The sequence below is a fragment of the Streptomyces sp. PL-29 genome (genome assembly GCF_058344425.1).
Map to the genome: position 1 here is coordinate 5378566 of NZ_CP136996.1, position 16753 is coordinate 5395318.

At 74.0% G+C, this 16753-nt stretch carries 16 protein-coding genes and 1 pseudogene; all 17 read right to left on the reverse strand.

The window, feature by feature from the left end:
• Positions 1 to 18: 18 nt before the first annotated feature.
• The 17 genes and pseudogenes from R4Z63_RS24750 to R4Z63_RS24830 all read right to left on the reverse strand — a co-directional run bounded on the left by R4Z63_RS24750 (position 19) and on the right by R4Z63_RS24830 (position 16741).
• Positions 19 to 1074, reverse strand: a complete 1056-nt coding sequence (locus R4Z63_RS24750; RefSeq protein ID WP_037929680.1) for a cytochrome d ubiquinol oxidase subunit II — start codon at positions 1072 to 1074, stop codon at positions 19 to 21.
• Complete coding sequence (locus tag R4Z63_RS24755; RefSeq protein WP_384448410.1) at positions 1071 to 2549, reverse strand: cytochrome ubiquinol oxidase subunit I; 1479 nt, start codon at positions 2547 to 2549, stop codon at positions 1071 to 1073. Before R4Z63_RS24755 ends, R4Z63_RS24750 begins: the two co-directional genes overlap by 4 nt.
• A gap of 31 nt (positions 2550 to 2580) precedes the next feature.
• A complete protein-coding gene (locus R4Z63_RS24760; protein ID WP_106967708.1) occupies positions 2581 to 3375 on the reverse strand; it encodes an SDR family oxidoreductase in 795 nt (264 codons plus the stop codon).
• Between the two features lie 212 nt (positions 3376 to 3587).
• Complete coding sequence (locus R4Z63_RS24765; protein WP_384448413.1) at positions 3588 to 5168, reverse strand: GMC oxidoreductase; 1581 nt, start codon at positions 5166 to 5168, stop codon at positions 3588 to 3590.
• Positions 5169 to 5319: 151 nt separating this feature from the next.
• The gene (locus tag R4Z63_RS24770; RefSeq protein WP_384448431.1) at positions 5320 to 6237 is read right to left on the reverse strand and encodes a cyclase family protein; all 918 of its coding nucleotides are present in this window, start codon (positions 6235 to 6237) and stop codon (positions 5320 to 5322) included.
• Between the two features lie 48 nt (positions 6238 to 6285).
• Positions 6286 to 6534: a hypothetical protein gene (locus R4Z63_RS24775; RefSeq protein ID WP_491522590.1), complete on the reverse strand. Its 249-nt coding sequence runs from the start codon at positions 6532 to 6534 to the stop codon at positions 6286 to 6288.
• 127 nt (positions 6535 to 6661) lie between these two features.
• Positions 6662 to 7786 (reverse strand): annotated as a pseudogene (locus tag R4Z63_RS24780) (gluconokinase, GntK/IdnK-type); the annotation flags it as partial.
• Positions 7787 to 7792: 6 nt separating this feature from the next.
• A complete protein-coding gene (locus R4Z63_RS24785; protein WP_384448419.1) occupies positions 7793 to 8233 on the reverse strand; it encodes a DUF7144 family membrane protein in 441 nt (146 codons plus the stop codon).
• A gap of 14 nt (positions 8234 to 8247) precedes the next feature.
• The gene (locus R4Z63_RS24790; RefSeq protein ID WP_037929671.1) at positions 8248 to 9609 is read right to left on the reverse strand and encodes a chloride channel protein; all 1362 of its coding nucleotides are present in this window, start codon (positions 9607 to 9609) and stop codon (positions 8248 to 8250) included.
• 38 nt (positions 9610 to 9647) lie between these two features.
• Complete coding sequence (locus R4Z63_RS24795) at positions 9648 to 9953, reverse strand: SHOCT domain-containing protein (RefSeq protein ID WP_491522591.1); 306 nt, start codon at positions 9951 to 9953, stop codon at positions 9648 to 9650.
• Positions 9954 to 10082: 129 nt separating this feature from the next.
• Positions 10083 to 10517 (reverse strand): DUF6325 family protein, encoded by a 435-nt coding sequence (locus R4Z63_RS24800; protein WP_172671424.1) that lies wholly within the window; start codon positions 10515 to 10517, stop codon positions 10083 to 10085.
• A 303-nt stretch (positions 10518 to 10820) separates the two neighbouring features.
• The gene (locus tag R4Z63_RS24805) at positions 10821 to 11819 is read right to left on the reverse strand and encodes a pyridoxal-phosphate dependent enzyme (RefSeq protein WP_384455912.1); all 999 of its coding nucleotides are present in this window, start codon (positions 11817 to 11819) and stop codon (positions 10821 to 10823) included.
• Positions 11740 to 12858 carry a GHMP family kinase ATP-binding protein gene (locus R4Z63_RS24810; RefSeq protein WP_384455909.1) on the reverse strand — a complete coding sequence of 373 codons (1119 nt, stop codon included), beginning with the start codon at positions 12856 to 12858 and terminating at the stop codon, positions 11740 to 11742. Before R4Z63_RS24810 ends, R4Z63_RS24805 begins: the two co-directional genes overlap by 80 nt.
• The gene (locus R4Z63_RS24815; RefSeq protein ID WP_384455906.1) at positions 12855 to 13754 is read right to left on the reverse strand and encodes a Rossmann-like domain-containing protein; all 900 of its coding nucleotides are present in this window, start codon (positions 13752 to 13754) and stop codon (positions 12855 to 12857) included. Before R4Z63_RS24815 ends, R4Z63_RS24810 begins: the two co-directional genes overlap by 4 nt.
• A complete protein-coding gene (locus R4Z63_RS24820) occupies positions 13751 to 14563 on the reverse strand; it encodes an ABC transporter ATP-binding protein (protein ID WP_384455903.1) in 813 nt (270 codons plus the stop codon). Before R4Z63_RS24820 ends, R4Z63_RS24815 begins: the two co-directional genes overlap by 4 nt.
• Positions 14560 to 15723 (reverse strand): FecCD family ABC transporter permease, encoded by a 1164-nt coding sequence (locus R4Z63_RS24825; RefSeq protein WP_384455900.1) that lies wholly within the window; start codon positions 15721 to 15723, stop codon positions 14560 to 14562. The genes R4Z63_RS24820 and R4Z63_RS24825 overlap by 4 nt, the downstream gene beginning before the upstream one ends.
• Positions 15713 to 16741, reverse strand: a complete 1029-nt coding sequence (locus R4Z63_RS24830; RefSeq protein WP_384455897.1) for an ABC transporter substrate-binding protein — start codon at positions 16739 to 16741, stop codon at positions 15713 to 15715. Before R4Z63_RS24830 ends, R4Z63_RS24825 begins: the two co-directional genes overlap by 11 nt.
• Between the last annotated feature and the right edge of the window lie 12 nt (positions 16742 to 16753).

Consider the following 16753-nt stretch of genomic DNA (forward strand, 5'->3'; position numbering starts at 1 on the left):
GTACCCGGCGGGCGGCCGTCAGCCCCCATCGGCGCTCTTCCCCGGTTCGGCGCCGCCGCGCCGCAGGTCGGCGTCGCCGAGCGACTCCAGTTCGCCGTGCGTGTCCAGCCAGTACAGCAGGACGAGGGCCGGGGCGACGACCACGAGGGCGACCAGCGTGACGAACGCCAGCCAGGTCAGGGTGGAGGGAGCCCCCGCCGCGTCGGCGACGGTCAGCGAGGTGGGGATGAGGTAGGGCCGCTGGGCCATGCCCCAGGCCAGGACGGCCGACGCGACGACCCCCACGGCCGTGACACGCACCCAGGTCCCCGGCGGGCGCAGGAGCAGCCATGCCGTGGCGAAGGTGGCCGCCGCGGCCAGCAGGACGAAGAGCAGGCCCATGCCGTGGGTGAGGCCGTGCCACACGTGCGGGGCGTCGGTGCGCGTGACGAACAGCGCGACCACGGCCAGGACGGCGACCGCCGCGAGCGCCGCCAGCGCCCGCCCCCGGAAGTGGTCGACGAGGTCGGGCGCGCCGAAGCGGCGGGCGTCCCCGGAGAGGAACACGGCGCCGAGGAAGGCCGTGGTCGCGATGGCCAGCAGCCCGAACAGCAGCGAGGTGGGGTTCGACCAGGCCTCGGCCGAGGCCTCCGTGCCGAGCGCGACCCGGCCCGAGGCGATGCCGCCGACGGCCGCGCCGAGGAAGAAGGGAGTCACCAGCGAGGACACGGCGAACACGCTCCCGAACAGCCGCCGCCCGGCGAGCCGCCGCGAGGCCTTGCGGAAGGCGAAGCCCGCACCGCGCAGGACCATGCCGACGGCGGCCAGGGCGAGCGGCACCCACATCGCGGAGAACACCGTCTGGAAGAAGACCGGGAACCCCGTCCACATGATGACGAAGATGAAGATCAGCCAGACGTTGTTGACCTCCCACACCGGGGCCATGGCGTGGTCGATGAGCCATCGCTGCCGTTTGCCCCGCTGCGCCCCTCCCGCGGTGAGGTCCCAGAAGCCGGCCCCGTAGTCGGTGCCGCCCGCGCAGGTGTAGGCGGTCACGGCGAGCAGCAGCGCGAAGGCGATGACGTCGGCGGTCACGGGCGGCCGTCCCCGGGGGCTGATGACGACGACGAGGGCGGCGGTCCGGACGGGACGGGGGAGCGCGGCCCGTACGGGGTGTCCGCCTCCGGTGCCTCGACGGCAGGCTCCGCCCCCTGCTGCGCGTCGGCGAGACGCCATCGGGTGCGCATCGTGAGCAGGATGGCGAGGAACGCGCCGAAGACGAACACGTACACCACGATCACCAGCCCGAACATGATCCACAAGGTCGTCGAGCGGGTCGCGGTGACCGCTTCGGCGACCCGCATGTTCTGGTAGACGATCCACGGCTGGCGTCCCACCTCGGTGGTCACCCAGCCGCATTCCACGGCCACGACGGACGCGACGCCCGCGCAGGCCGCGCTGCGCCAGAACCAGGGGGAGGCCGGCAGCCTGCGGTGCCGCAGCCAGACCACGGCGTACCAGAGGGCGAGCAGCACCAGTACGGACCCGATCACGACCATGAGGTCGAAGGCCCAGTGGGCGATGGTCGCCTGGGTGGCGTTGGGGCGGTCGCTCTCCGGGACGGAGGCCAGCCCCATCACCTTGGTGTCCGGGCTGAAGCCGGCCAGGATGGAGTCGAGCTGGGGGATCTTGATGCCGCCCGAGACCGTTCCGTCCGGGTGGAGCCGGCCGAAGATGTACTCCGGCATGTGGGTGTCGGTCTCCCACACGATCTCCATGGCGGCGAACTTCACGGGCTGCTTGTGGAACACCTGCCGGGCGATGGAGTCGCCCAGGAAGAACTGGATCGGGGTGGCGATCGCGGCGACGGTGAAGGGGATGGTGAAGCCGAGCCGGTGGTAGTGGTCCCGGCGGCCCCGCAGCCATCCGACGGCGTAGACACCGGCCACCACGTATCCGGCGGTCAGCAGCATCGCGACCACGAAGTGCCAGTACTGCGGCCCGAACATCGGGGTGAAGATCGCCTTCCAGATGTTCACGTCGACCGGGTTGCCGGCGGAGTCGAGGGTGAACCCGCGCGGGGTGTTCATCCACGAGTTGGCGGCCAGGATGCCGAACGCCCCCATCAGCGCGGCAGCCGGCAGCGGGAGCCCGAGCAGGAAGTGCGTACGGGGTTTCAGCCGGCGCCAGCCGTAGAGGTAGATGGCGATGAGCACCGCCTCCAGGAAGAACGCCCACCCCTCGACACCGAAGCCGATGCCGAACACGTCACCCCACTTGCCCATGAGCCCCGGCCAGAGCAGGCCGAACTCGAAGGACAGGACGGTGCCGGTGACGACTCCGACGGCGAACTGCACCGCCATCACGGCCGACCAGCGCCGCGCCAGCAGCAGGGCGGTGGGGTCGTCGCGGCGGATTCCCCGGTAGTGCATCAGCAGGGTGATGAACGGCAGGGCCACCCCCATCGGCACCAGGATGATGTGCGAGGCCAGGGTGAAGGCCATGAGCTGCCGGGCCGGGAGCAGCTGGGCCGGCGCGTCCGCCGCCAGCAGGAGAACCGTGGTGTGCATGCGTGCCTTCGCTGGGAGCCGGGGAGGGGAGTCAGCCGCCCGTGGCGAACCCGGGGAAGAGGGTCATCCCGCCGTCGACGTAGAGGGTGGTCCCCACCACGTAGTCCATGAGGTCGGAGGCGAGGGCGACGACCGCGTGGGCGATGTCGTCCGGATCGCCGATCCGGTCGTAGGGGATCAGCTTCAGCAGGTCCTCACGGGCCTGCTCGGTCTCCCAGGCGCCGCGGTTGATCGGCGTCTTGATGGCCCCGGGGGCGACCGCGTTCACCCGGATCTTCTGCGGTGCGAGCTCCTGGGCCAGGGTCTCCATCATCATCTGCACGCCGCCCTTGGAGGAGGCGTAGTTGACGTGGCCCGCCCACGGGATGACCTGGTGGACCGAGCTCATACAGATGATCTTCCCGGCCGCCCGGGACACCTCGGGGACGACGCCGCGCCGCAGGAACTCCCGCGTCGCCTCCCGGGCGCACAGGAACTGCCCCGTCAGGTTGACGTCCAGGACCTTCTGCCACTGGGCGAGGGTCATCTCGGTGAACGGGGCGTCCCGCTGCAGGCCGGCGTTGGCGACCAGGATGTCGATCGTGCCGAACTCCCGGACCATCCGGTCCATCATGGCCACGACCTGGTCCTCCTGGGACACGTCCGCCTCGTACGCCGCCGCGCGCACCCCGAACGAGGCGATCTCCCGGACGACCGCCTCGGCGGACTCCCGGTCGGCCACGTAGTTGACCACCACGTCGGCGCCGGCCCTGCCGAGCCCGATGGCGGTCGCCTTCCCGATACCGGAGTTGGCGCCGGTGACCAGCGCCTTCTGACCCTTCAGCAGATGAGCCGGAATCACACCCTGCGGTGCGCCCACGGTGGAATCCACGTTGTGCTGCCTCCTCGACGAGCGGGCCCCGGCACGCCCCGACCGCAGCGGGCCGGACCGACCGCCCACGTAATCACCGGCCGTGGCGGGGGACCTGCCGGGCGGGCGCCGGTTGCGCCGTTCGGTCGAGGATCTTCCTCCGGTCGGCGCAGACCCGGAGGCCGGGGTCAGTTCAGCCGGGCCAGGAGGTGGTCGCCGACCCGCAGGGCGTTGGCGATGGCGGTCAGGGACGGGTTGACCGCGCCGATGCTCGGGAAGAAGCTCGTGTCGACCACGTAGAGGTTGTCGAGGTCGTGGGCCTTGCAGTTGACGTCCAGGGCCGAGGAGGCCGGGTCCGTGCCGAAGCGGACGGTTCCCGCCTGGTGCGCGGTCGCCCCGATCGGCATTCCCTTGTGCAGGTAGATGCTGTGCGGCAGCAGGTGGTGCTCGTGCATGCCCAGGTGTCCGAGCATGCCCTGGAGCTTGTGCCGGAGCCGGTTCAGGCCCTCCGTGTTGTTCTTCTCGTCGAGCGCGAGGTGGATGGCGCCGGCACCGTCCAGGGTGACGCGGTTGTCGGGCATCGGAAGGTCCTCGCCGCACAGCCAGAAGTCGACCGCGTGGTGCGCCAGCACCTCGAAGGGCATGTCCGGCGTGACCGCCCCGGCCCAGCGCGGCGCCTCCCCGTGAATCTGCGCGGCGTCCGACTTGCCGAGCATCTGGATGCCGCCGAGCGGGAAGTCCCAGTCGTCCGCTCCCAGGTACCAGTCGTGCAGCGCCAGGGTCTTCTGGAATTGCGTGGGGTTGGGCTCCCTCGACACCGCCATCAGGGCCAGGTTGTTGTGCCGCATGTAGTGCCGGCCCACCACGCCGGAGCTGTTGGCCAGCCCCCGGGGATGACGGTCGCCGGCCGAGGCCAGCAGCAGCGCGGCGGAGTTGACCGCCCCGCAGGAGACGACCACGACGTCCGCGCGGAACCGGGTCTCGGAGCCGTCCGCGAGCCTGGCGACGGCGGCGGTGACATTGCGCCCTGACGCGTCGGTCTCCAGCCGGACCACGCGGGCATCGGTGATCAGCTCCACGTTGGGATGTTCCAGGGCGGGTTCCACGCAGACCACCTGGGCGTCGGACTTGCCGCGCACCAGGCAGGGGAAGCCGTCCACCCGATCGCAGCGGATGCACGCGCTGGAGGGGGCGGCCCGCCCGTCGGCGTCCTGGACGAGGTCGACCCCGATGGGCAGGTGGAAGGGGTGCAGTCCCTTCCGCTCCAGGTCGTCGCTCAACTGCTGGATGCGTGGCTCGTGTGCGACCGGAGGGTGGGCGTACTGCGCGCTCACCGGCCCCTCGCCCGGGTCCTCCCCGTGCCGCCCGTGCACCCGGTAGAGGTGCTCGGCCTGCGTGTAGTACGGCTCCAGGTCCTCGTACCGCAGCGGCCAGGCGGGGGAGATGCCGCCGTGGTGCCGGATCTCGCCGAAGTCCTCGGGCCGCAGCCGGAAGAGGGCGGCTCCGTAGAACTTGGTGTTCCCGCCGACGTAGTAGTTGACCTCCGGCGGGAACGCGTTGCCGTGCTGGTCGAACCAGAACTCCGGAGCCCGGTACTTGCCCTTGACGAACACGGCGCTGGAATCCCAGTTGTCCCGCTCCCGCGGCAGGTAGCCGCCGCGTTCGAGGAGGAGCACGCGCTTGCCGGAGGGGGCCAGCCGGTGGGCGAGGGTGCCGCCCCCGGCGCCGGTGCCGATGATGATCACGTCGTAGTGGGGAGAGTCGCCCATGTCGACCACCGTCCTTGGGCTCGTGGCCCCGCCCGTCGGACCGGGGCCTGCCACTCCGCGGAGCGGAGACCAAGCATTCCCACCCATTCGAAGCTAGCCGCCCGCGAGCCGGTCGGCGACCGGGCCGGGCCCGCCCCGGGGCGGAGCGCCGTCACAGCACGGCGATCGGGTTCACCGGAGAGCCGGTGGCGCCCGGCAGCCGCAGCGGCGCGACCACGCACAGGAAGCTCCACCGGCCGGCCCGCGCGCAGGCCCCCGCCAGTTCTTCCAGCTGCAGGTAGTCCATGAGGTGCACTCCCATCGCCTGCACGGCCAGGACGTGCACGGGGAAGGCGACGTCCGCCACCGCGCTGGGCGCGGTGTCGTTGTTGCCGTCGCCGCCCAGGACGGCGACCTCCCGTTCGGCCAGGAACGGCATGGCGGAGGGGTGCAGGCCGGCGCGCGCCACGGCCGCCTCCCACGGCCCGAGCTCCCTGCGGCGGCGCCGGTGCCCCACCCGTACCAGCAGCAGGTCCCCGGGGCCGACGCGGACCCCCTGGGCGGCCTCCGCGGCCGTCAGGTCGTCCGCCGTCACGTGCTCCCCCGGCTCCAGCCAGGGCACGTCCCGCAGGCGCGGAACGTCCAGCAGCACACCCCGCCCGACGATGCCCTCGCGGACCAGGTCCACGGAGAGTGACCGGACCTCCGGCGCGGCCGGGTCCCCGGCCGGGACCCCGCCGTGCAACTCGCCGTCGAACAGCACGTGGTTCAGCGCGTCGAGGTGGCTGTCGGCGTCCCCGTGGACGTTCATGGCGAACCGGTCGAGGGCGAAGTGCAGTCCCGGGGCCCCGGCCTCGCCGGGTGCGGGCCCCGTCATCCGGTGCTGGGCCGGCTCCGGGTCGTCCGGGCCCGGCCGGGTCTCGATCGGCGCCGCCAGGGACACCGTACGGCCGAGCCGGACCCCGGCCGCGGCCGCGGCCACACGGGCGGGTGTCAGATGGCGCAGCGCCCCGCGCCGCACGCCGTCCGGGCCGGGCCGGGCCGTCCCGCGCAGCCGCTCGTACAGCGTGCGGAAGTCCTCGGCGCTCATGGGCCGGGGGACGGGCGGTGCGGGGTGCCGGGTCATCGGATCGCCGCCTCAGCCGGTGGCCGTCCAGGGGCGCAGACCCCAGCGCAGCGTATGGCCGGCCCCCGGTTGCAGGACGGTCAGCCCGCTGCCGGTGCGGAAGGCGTCCGCCGGACAGGACATCGCCTCCACGGCGACACCGCGACGGCGCCGCCCGGGCTCGGCCAGCGTGTCGCCCGTGTAGACCTGCACGTACCGGGTGCCCTCGCCGAGCCACAGGTCGGTACCGCGGTGGCCCGCCGGGTGCGCCAGCCGGACCACGGCCCGCCCGTCCGCTTCGCGTGTGAGCCCGGTGAAGGCGGTGTCCAGCGCTCCCGCACCGATGGGCCGGGGCGGAGCGGAAGTCGTACTCCGTGCCCGCGACGGGCACCTCGCCGGTCGGTAGGCCCTCGTCGTCGGCGGTCAGCCGGTGGCGGGCGGGCACGGTCAGCAGTGCCGTGTCGACGAGACCGGTGCCGACCGTCAGGTACGGGTGCTGCCCCACGCCGTACGGGGCCCGCGCCCCGCCCGTGTTGACGGCGCGGACCAGCACCTCCAGGCCGTCGTCGTCGAGCCGGTACTCGGCGAACACCTCCAGCAGGAAGGGGTATCCGGGCTGTGGGTGAAGGGTGGTGCCCACCCGCACGGCGTTCCCGGAGTGGGCGAGCAGCCGCCACGGGGTCCAGCGCAGCAGCCCGTGGATCGCGTTGTGCCGCTCCGGCTCGCTCAGGGGGAGCTGCAGGTCCGCTCCGTCGAAGTGATAGCGGCCGCCGCCGACCCGGTTGGGCCAGGGTACGAGGATCTGGCCGCGCCCCGAGGTGACGGGCTCATCGGCGGCGAACCCGTCCAACAGGGGCACGCCGTCGGCCTCGTAGTGGCGCAGGGCGCCGCCGAGTTCGACGACGAAGGCGCGTTGCCCGCCGTGACGCAGCTCCCACTGCTCACCCGTCGGGCCTGCGGACCGGGGCGTCTGTGCGGACATGGGAGCCTCCTCGGACGGCGGGGAAGGGGCGGAGAGGCCCAGCAACGAGAGCGCGGCCGCCGCCACGGCCCGCGGCGGCTGGTCGACCTCCACGATCACGGGGCGCTCGTCGGGTCCTGGTTCCTGGAGGTTGGCGAACTGGCTGTCCAGCAGGGCCGGCGGGAAGAAGTGGCCGTGCCGGGCCCCCAGCCGGGCCCGTACGAGCTCCGGCGTGCCGTGCAGGTACACCAGGCGCGCCCCGGGCCGCCCGCGCAGCAGCCGGTCCCGGTAGGAGCGCTTGAGCGCCGAGCAGGTGACGACGGCGGGGCGGTGCGCCCCGGCCTCCTGGTCCATCCAGGCGCCGATGGCCGCAAGCCAGGGAGCCCGGTCGGCGTCGTCAAGGGGGTGTCCGGCGGCCATCTTGGCCCGGTTGGCCGGGGAGTGGAACTCGTCCGCGTCCCGGTGGGGCCAGCCGAGTCGGTCGGCGAGTAGCCGGGCCACCGTGGTCTTGCCCGACCCGGACACGCCGACCACGAGCACCAGGGGAGTCGGCCGCGCGGCTTCCGCCGGCACCGCGGCTCAGTCCTTCGTCGGACGGGGGGCCGTGCACAGCGCCCAGACGATCAGGCCGTCGACGGCCGCGAGTACCAGGGTCCGCAACGGCGCGTACGGAAGCCACATGAAGCCGGAGACCATGCTGAGACCCGCGAACACGATGCCGACGACTCGGGCCCACAGGGCGCCCCGGAGCGCGGCGATTCCGGCGCAGAAGAGGACGACGCCCAGGACGAGCTGGACCCAGCCCCAGCCCGTGAGGCCGAACGCGTAGGCGTAGTCCGGGGTGGAGAGGAAGACCTCGTCCCCGGCGATCGCGGAGATGCCCGAGGACAACGTCGCCAGGCCGCCGAAGACCATCAGGAACCCGGCGAAGTACAGCCAGCCGTCCAGGGCGCCCAAGCCGACCCTGCCGGCGGCCGGCGCAGCGGCCTTCGGCCGGACTCCGCTCACGTGATCCGCCATGACGTGCTCCTTCCTCACTTCGCTCCGGCCCCGCGGGTCGCGACCGGCAGGCCCACTGGCGCCACCTCGGGCCCGGGCGGCAGCAGTTCGGTGACCACGAAGGCGACCACGGACGCGAGGATGATCACGGGGATCATCGCGCCGCTGCCGAGCAGGAGCACGACGAGCACCACGCTGCTGACCGGGATCCGCAGCGCGCACGTGGTGGCGGCGGCCATGCCGGCCGCGAGGCCCGGAATGACGCCCAGCCCCGGCAGTGGCGCGAACAGCAGACCCGCGGCCGCTCCCAGGAACAGGGCGGGGAAGACCGGCCCGCCGCGCAGGCTGCCCAGGCAGAGCGCGTACGCCGCGCCCTTGCACAGCAGGACCGCGATCAGCGCCCCGATGCCCCAGGCCTGCGGATCGGCGGCCATGTCGGCCATGACGGCCTGGCCCGACGAGGCGACGTCCACCGGGGAGTTGCCGGTGACCAGCGCGTAGAGCGCTGCGGCGGCACCGGCGGCCACGGCGCAGACGGCCGTGTGGGCCACGGGCCGCCTGGCCACGTACACGGAGGCGAACCGGCCGCCGGCCAGCACCAGGTGCATGAAGACGCCCAGGACGACCGCCAGCAGCAGTGACCACAGCACGTCGGGGGCGTCGAGGCGGGGGAAGGGGCCGTCCAGGTCCAGCTTCAGGCTGCCCGTCGCCAGGCCCGTCCAGCGGCCGAAGCCGGTGAACACGAGCTCGCCGACCCCGCTGGACAGCAGGGCCGGCAGCATGATCGCGAAGAGTTGCGGTCCGCCCACCCCGGCCACCTCCATCAGCAGCACGGCGCCGATCAGCGGATTGCCGAAGATCGCGGAGATGGCCGCGGCCGCCCCCGCCGCGCCCAGGATCGCCGTGCTCTGCGGGGTCGTGGGCGCCTGGGCCAAGTCCCGGAACAGCAGCGCGAGCCCGCCGCCGAGTGCGATCAGCGGGGCCTCCGGGCCGAGGGCCGCACCCAGCGGCAGGCTGAGCACCGCCGCCAGGATGACGCCGGGCAGCGCGGCCGAGGTGGCCCCTCCCGCGTGCAGCCCCGAGGCGGGGATGTGGCCGCCGGCGCCGGGCATGCGGGTCACCACCAGCCCGACCAGGACGCCGGCCAGCAGCAGCAGCGGCACCGGCCACCACCAGGGTGGGCCGCTCCAGCCGAGGGCCTCCGGAAGATCGGCCCACACCAGGTGCTCCAGCTCGTGCAGGGCGACCAGGAACCAAAACGCCGCCAGGGAGACCGGGATGCCGATGAGCGCGCACAGGACGAGGAGCTTGAGGTAGCCCGGCGTGCGCAGCATGTCCCGCAGCCGGTCGCCCTCCGGGGGCGGCTCGGCGGGCGCCGGGGTGCGCGGTGCCGTCATGGGTCATCCCTTCCCGTCCCCCGTCACCGAGCGGCCGGTCAGCCGGCGAGGAGCCTGGCCTTCTGCTGGGCGAACTCCTCCTCGGTCAGCAGCCCCTGGGCCTTCAACTCGCCCAGCTTCTGGAGTTGGTCGAGCTTGCCGCTCATGTCGTCGCCGGGGGGCGGCGGAGGGGGAGGAGCGGCCTGGGCCGGTTGCGGCGGGGGCGGCGGCGCCGCGGCCTGCTGCTGTTCGTACTCCTGCTGGGACCAGCGGCCCGCCTGCCGCCGCGATACGCGGTTGGAGACCGCGGTGGCCGTCCCGGCCACGACGGCGGTGCGGGCGACTCCACGAAGAAGTCCGGGCATGGGGCGTCATCTCCCAGGTTGCCGAAGGGCGGACGGTCGCAACGCGCGTCCGGTCCGCAGGTCGTCATGTGCCGCGGGACGGGGAGTCGGGACTGCTGCCGCCCGCGGCCCGCGGCCCGCGGTCCGCGCTCACGCCTCCATGGCGTCGAGCGAGGCCAGCAGCGCCTGGACGGGAATCCTGCCGCCGGCCACCAACTGCGCGCCGCCGCGCCGCAGGGCGCGGGCGAACGGCGCCGCCCAGACGTTCTCGTACACCAGGATGCCGGCCGAGCTGCCCGCTTCCAGAGCGGCACCGGCCTCGTCGATGTCGTCCTGGCCCAGCAGGCCGGAGGCCGCGCCCTCGAAGACGGAGAGGTCCATCTCACCGCCGCCGGCGTCCTTCAGTTCCAGTGCGACGACCGAACCGTCCGCATCCTTGCGGACGAAGACCAGGTCGAGGATGCGGATGATGTTGCGTTCCACCAGATCGACGAGCAGGGGGAAGCCCTCACCGGTCATCCTGTTGCCGGGGAACTCGACGATCAGGTAGTCGACGGGCCCCATCGTTTCGATGTCGTCGCTCATCACGGCTCCTCACGTGCTGTCCGGTGGGGGGTGACCGGCCGTGGGCCGCCGCCTGTTTCCGGCGGCGCATTCCCCGCCGCACGGTGCAGGGGCAGCACTCCAGCTCATTGCAGCACCCCCGGAGCGCCTTCGCACCTTCGGACCGTCGCCGCCAGGCTCCGTGGACGGCGTACGGACGCCGTGTGCGGGCCCCGGTCTTCCCGCTCCACCCGGCCCGGATGGAGCGGGAAGACCGGGGCCGGCGCACCACCATCGGCTCCGGACCGCACGCCCCGGGAAGCGGGTCCGCAGCCCGCCGCATCCCTACGCGGGGGCGTCCGCCCGGTTCCAGTCCATCCGGGACCAGGGCAGGGCCAGTTCCTCCCGGCCGGTGACCTGGCGGGGAGCCAGCGAGCCGATGGGGACGGCCTCGCGGTGCCGTGCGTACACGGTGTCCACGTAGCGGTGACCGGTGTCGGCGGCGACGAAGAGGACCGTGCGACCGGGCGAGCGGTCGCGCTCCCAGCGGGCGGCGAGGTAGCCGGCCCCGCTGGACAGCCCGGCGAACACCGCGTGCCGGCGCAGCAGGTCGACGCCGCCGGCGAGGGCGGCGTCGAACGAGATCCAGTGGAGCGCGTCGTAGGACGCATGGCGGACGTTGCCGAAGGGGATGGAGCTGCCGATGCCCGCGATGATGATCTCAGGGTCGGCGACGTGCTCCGCACCGAAGGTGACGCTGCCGAAGGGCTGTACGCCGACCAGCTCGGTACCGGGCGCCTCCTCGCGCAGGTAGTGGGCGAGGGCTCCGGTCGACGCCCCCGAGCCGACCCCGCCGACGACGGTGAGTTCCGCACCGCGCGCCGACCGGCGGATCAGGTCGGCCACGGCCCGGTAGCCCAGGTAGTGGACGTCGTCGTGGTACTGCCGCATCCAGTGGTGGCCGGGATGTTCGGCGAGGATCTCGTGTACGCGCTCGACGCGCCGCTTCTGGTCCAGTTTCAGGTCGCTGCAGGGCTCCATCTGCTCCAGGGTCGCGCCGAGGACGGCGAGTTGGGTGCGCAGGGTGCGGTCGACCGTCGTCGAGCCGACGATGTGGCAGCGCATGCCGTGCCGGTGGCAGGCCAGCGCGAGGGCGTACGCGTAGATCCCGCTGGAGCTGTCCAGCAGGGTGTCGCCGGGCCGCACCGCTCCCGTGTCGAGAAGGTGGCGGACCGCGGCGAGGGCGGAGACCACCTTCATGGTCTCAAAGCGCAGGCAGACGAGCCGGTCGTCGAGGCGTATCAGGTCCGGTCGGCCGATGGCCTCCGCGATGTGCTGGTCCACTCGGGGACTCCTTGGTCGTCGGGAAGTTCGGAAGGTCTGGCCGGTCCGCCGGGTCCGCCCGGTCCGCCCGGCCTGGCGGGGCGGAGCAGCCGGGAGAGGCCGGGAAGGTCGTGAACGTGCGGGTGACGGGGATGCCGTCGCTCTCCAGGGCCCGCACGCAGCCGCGGATCCGGTGGCGCAGCCCCGGGGCGGCCGCATCCAGCAGCAGCCCGGCGACCGCGCCGCTGTGCGCGATCTGGACCCCTACGGCCTCCAGCCGCCCGGCGATGCCGACGAGTGCGTCGAACTCCGGGTGGCGCAGGAGCCGTTGCCCGCGCCGGGCGCTCGCCGTCGCCACCCGGCCGAGCAGGGCGGCGTCGCCGGTGGCCACGGCCCGCCGCAGCAGCACCCGCAGCCGCTCGAAGGCGCGTACGTCGTGGTCGTCGAGCGCCCGGGCCGGGAGCGAGAGGGTGTCCACGGGCGCGCCCCCGCCGAGCGCGCAGCCCACGACCACGAGGGGCGGCAGGCGGTGACCGAGCACCTCCAGCACCCGCCCCTCGCGCTGGGCGAACAGCACCGGGCGGGTGTCGAGCATCAGGGGGTCGCAGGCCAGCTCGGCGCGGACCGCGAGCCGGGCGACGGCGGCGGCCGGCAGCCGCATCCCGTAGGAGTCCGCCACCGCGCGGACCGCCGCGATGACGTCGCTGGTGGAACTGCCCATGCCCAGCCCCACCGGGATGTCTCCGGAGAGCCGCAGCTCCCCGCCACAGGGCGGCTCGCCGCACCGCCGGGAGCACTCCTCGACGGCCAGGGCCGCCGCGCGCGCGGCCTTCGTACGGTCGCCGGGCCGCACGCCCAGCCGCTCCGGCGGGGTGCCGGGCCGCCGGGTGAACGCGGCCCGGCTCCCCGGGCCGCCCATGGGCAGGGTGACCAGGCCGGCGCAGCGGCGCCCGGCGGCGTCGAGGAAGACGCCCTGGAGGATCTCGCCGTGGTGGCAGGGCGCGTGCCCGGCTCCGTGGCGGTCGGCGGCGGGGGAGTCGCGGCCGGTCGCCGGGATCACGCCGGGGCCGCCGTCCGGTAGCGGTACAGCGTGGTCGGGTCGGCGCTGAACTGGGAGAAGGGGAACGGCTCGGCGGACAGGGCGGTCACCCCGGCACCGAGGAAGGCACGGGCCACGGCGCTGCCGCTCTGGGCGTAGACGACGAGCGGGATTCCGCGGGTGCGGCAGCGGTCCAGGATGACGTCGAAGGAGCCGTTGCTCAGGGTCATGCCGGTGGCGACGACGGCGTCGGCGCGCTCCAGGACCTCGTGCATATCGCTGGTGACCGGGTCGCCCCACTGGGTGGTCCTGAGGTTGAAGTCGCAGGGCAGCGGTTCGCCGCCGCGCTCGCGGATCGCCGCGATCAGCGGGTTCACCACGCCGATGAGGCCGACCGCGGCGCCGCGGTCGATGTCCAGCAGCCCGGCGATCGCCGCGTCGCGGGCCAGCGCGCGCACCTCGGGGGTGCCGGCGGGCAGGGTGACCGCCTCCGCGCCGGAGTCGCGGTGCGGGCGCCGCCCGGCCAGGTAGGCGTCGAGCGCGGCGATCCGCAGCGGGTGCGGCGCCTCGCGCAGCAGGACGTCGAGCGGAGCGCCGGAGGCGTCGTGGCAGACCGCCGGGTCGATTTCGCCGGCCTCGAAGGCGCAGCCGCCGAAGGAGCCGCCGAGGCGGACCAGGACGTACTGATTGAGGTAGGTGGTGTCGCCGCCGGCCAGCCGGGTTCCGTGGTGGATCCAGAACACGCTGGTCGCCACCAGCCCGCCGGGCTGCGGGCCGTGTTCGCCGGCCAGCACGGCCTCGATCAGGGCGTCGACGGAGGCCGCCGGTGCGGCTGCGGGCCCGGGAGCGGGGGTCCTCAGGGGGCGGGGCTCGGGCCGGGGCTGGGGCTGGGGCTGGGGTCGCGTCGGTGTCGTCATGGGGTTCCTTGTCGGAGAGCGGACGGGGAGGCGGGAGCGGTGCCGCGGAGGGGACCGTGGTAGGTGACCGACGGCCGGCCCAGGGCGTCGGTGCGGAGTTCGGCGTCCACCTCGAAGACCCGGGCGAGGTTCTCGGAGGTCAGGACGGTGTCGGGGGCGCCGGAGGCGACCAGCGCGCCGTCGTGCACGAGCAGCAGCCGGTCGCAGTGGCGGGCGGCCAGGGTCAGGTCGTGCAGGGCGACGAGGACCGTCTGGTCGGTGGCGGCGAGCAGCTCCATCAGTTCCAACTGATGTTTCACGTCGAGGTGGTTGGTGGGTTCGTCGAGGAGCAGTGCATAGGGCTGCTGGGCGAAGGCGCGGGCGATGTGGGCCCGTTGACGCTCGCCGCCGGACAGGTTCCGCCAGGGGCGCCCGGCGAGCGCGCCGAGTCCGACGCGGTCGAGCGCGGCGGCGACCACGGCCCGGTCGTGCGCGTCCGGGCCGCGCCAGCGGTCGCGGAAGGGGGTCCGGCCCAGCCCGACGACGTCGGCGACGCGCAGGTCGGTGTCGAGGCCGGAGTCCTGGGCGACGAAGGCGACCCGGCGGGCGATCGCCCGGGGGCCGAGGTCCCCCACGGGCACGCCGTCGTAGCGGACCGTGCCCGCGTCCGGCACCCGCAGCCCTGCCAGGCAGCGCAGCAGCGAGGACTTGCCCGAGCCGTTGGCGCCGAGCAGCCCCACGGTCTCCCCTGGTGCGATGTCCAGTCCGATCCCGCGGACGACGGGAGTGCCCGACACCGACCAGCTCAGCCCCTCGGCGCTGATCCTCACAGCTCCCCCCTCCGGCGCAGGACGAGCAGGAACAGCGGGACGCCGATGAGCGCGGTGATCACACCGACGGGCACCTCCCGGGGGGCGAAGGCCACCCGCGCCAGGGCGTCGGTCCACACCAGGAACACCGCGCCCGCGAGCGCCGCATGCGGCAGCAGCGCCCGGTGCAGCGGTCCGGCCAGGAAGCGCACCCCGTGCGGCACGATCAGCCCCACGAAACCGATGGCGCCGACGGTGGCCACCGCGACCGAGGTGAGCGCGGCCGTCACCACGAGCAGCAGCATCCGGGTGCGCCGTACGCCGATCCCCAGGGAGGCGGCGGTGTCCGCGCCGAAGGCGAGCCCGTCGAGGGCGTTCGCGCACAGCCAGGCTGCGGCCAGCCCCAGGGGCGTGACGACCGCGCAGACCAGCACGGCGTCCCAGCGGGCCGGGGCCAGCGAGCCCAGCAGCCAGTGGGTGACGGCGCGGGTGGTGTCGGCGTCGGCCGAGGCCATCAGGGCGAGCGAGGTCAGCGCGGTGAAGAGCTGGCCGACGACCACGCCGGTCAGCACGATGCGGACCGAGTCCAGCCCGGTGCGGCGCAGCAGGAGCAGCAGGCCCGCGAAGGCGAGCAGCGCCCCGGCGAGCGCGCCGCCGGTGATCCCGAGGGTGCCCGCGCCCGCACCGAGGACGACCACGGCGACCGCGCCTGCTCCGGCACCCGAGGAGACCCCGAGCAGGTACGGGTCGGCGAGCGCGTTGCGCGTGACCGCCTGGAGCACCGTGCCGCAGACCGCCAGCGAGGCACCGACCAGGGCCGCCATCAGGACCCGCGGCAGCCGCAGGTCCCACACGAGCGAGTCCAGCAGCGGCGGCAGAGCCTCGACGTCCAGCCCGAGCCGCGACCCGAGCACCCGGGCCAGGTCGGTCCACCCCACCTCGGCGGTGCCGACACCGGTGGCGGCCGCCACCGAGACGGCCAGGACGAGCGCCGAGGCGAGGAGCGGTCCGGCCCGCGCGGGCCCGCGGGGGGACGCCGCGGGCGCCGGGGCCGGCGCGGTGGCGGCCGTCCCCGGCGTGCGGGCCGAGGGGTGCAGCAGGTCGGCGCACGCGCCCGTCGACAGGCCCTTCGCCACAGCCGGTCCCGCCGGTCCGGCCCGGCCGGCCACGTCAGCGGGCATATCCGAGGTCCTTCATCGCGCCCGCCAGCAGGCCCAGCGCGTGCACGGAGCGCACGGAGGGGTCCAGCTCGATGCCGGGCACCTCGACGATCCGGTTGCCGCGCACCGCCGCCAGCCGGGACACCACCGGGTCCTCCGCCATCGCCCTGCGCTTCTCCGCGGCGCTGTCACCGGGCCGGCCGCGTTCGGACAGGTCGCCGATCACGATGAAGTCCGGTTCGCGCCTGGCGACTTCCTCCCAGGACACCTCAGGCCAGTCCTCCTCCACGTCGTCGAAGGCGTTCTTCGCGCCGACGATCCGGCTCATCTCGCTGGGCAGTCCGGTCCGCCCGGCGACGTACGGCATGCCGTTGAAGACCGAGTAGAGGTAGACGACGGTGGGTTGCTTCCCGGCCCCGGCCGCGCCGGCGGCGCTCCGGCCGGCCTCGGCGACGGCGGCCCGCTGTTCCCGGGCGAGGGCGGCGGCCCGTTCCTCGGCGCCGAAGATCCGGCCCAGCGCCTCGTAGTCGGAGAAGAGCAGTTCGAAGGGGGACTTCCCGGGCTCGTTGTGCTGGGGGCAGTCCACGGCGCTGACGAAGGCGGGGACCTTCAGGGCCGCCAGCTCCTCCCGGGTGCCCGCCCGGTCCTTCGTGTAGAGGTCGGTGGAGCCGGCCACGACGAAATCCGGTGTGGCGGCACGCAGTTGCTCACCCGTCGCGATCTTGGGGGCGATGACCGGGACCTTCGCGTACGCGTCCCGGTACTGCGCGGGGATCTTCGTCTTGAGATTGGCGGTTCCGGCCATCCGGTCGTGGAGGCCCAGTTCCAGCAGGGTCTCGGTGGAGGACTGGTCCAGGGCGACGGTGCGCTTCGGGGGTCCGTCGAAGGACAGCCGTCCGCCGCAACTGGTGACGGTGGTAGGGGCGGAGGGCGTGCCCTCCGCCCTGCGGTCCGTGCCGCCGCCGGCCGAGCAGCCGGCGGCGGCCGCGGATGCGAGAACGAGGGTCAGGGCGAGGCCGGTTCGGGTGCGATGGCGCATGGGTCCTCCGTC

Excerpts from the sequence above, each read along its gene's own strand:
- R4Z63_RS24765 (WP_384448413.1), bottom strand. The coding sequence starts at position 5,168 with ATGGGCGACTCTCCCCACTACGACGTGATCATCATCGGCACCGGCGCC.
- R4Z63_RS24830 (WP_384455897.1), bottom strand. The coding sequence starts at position 16,741 with ATGCGCCATCGCACCCGAACCGGCCTCGCCCTGACCCTCGTTCTCGCA.
- R4Z63_RS24825 (WP_384455900.1), bottom strand. The coding sequence starts at position 15,723 with ATGCCCGCTGACGTGGCCGGCCGGGCCGGACCGGCGGGACCGGCTGTG.
- R4Z63_RS24770 (WP_384448431.1), bottom strand. The coding sequence starts at position 6,237 with ATGAGCGCCGAGGACTTCCGCACGCTGTACGAGCGGCTGCGCGGGACG.
- R4Z63_RS24755 (WP_384448410.1), bottom strand. The coding sequence starts at position 2,549 with ATGCACACCACGGTTCTCCTGCTGGCGGCGGACGCGCCGGCCCAGCTG.
- R4Z63_RS24800 (WP_172671424.1), bottom strand. The coding sequence starts at position 10,517 with ATGAGCGACGACATCGAAACGATGGGGCCCGTCGACTACCTGATCGTC.
- R4Z63_RS24815 (WP_384455906.1), bottom strand. The coding sequence starts at position 13,754 with ATGACGACACCGACGCGACCCCAGCCCCAGCCCCAGCCCCGGCCCGAG.
- R4Z63_RS24785 (WP_384448419.1), bottom strand. The coding sequence starts at position 8,233 with ATGGCGGATCACGTGAGCGGAGTCCGGCCGAAGGCCGCTGCGCCGGCC.
- R4Z63_RS24790 (WP_037929671.1), bottom strand. The coding sequence starts at position 9,609 with ATGACGGCACCGCGCACCCCGGCGCCCGCCGAGCCGCCCCCGGAGGGC.
- R4Z63_RS24795 (WP_491522591.1), bottom strand. The coding sequence starts at position 9,953 with ATGCCCGGACTTCTTCGTGGAGTCGCCCGCACCGCCGTCGTGGCCGGG.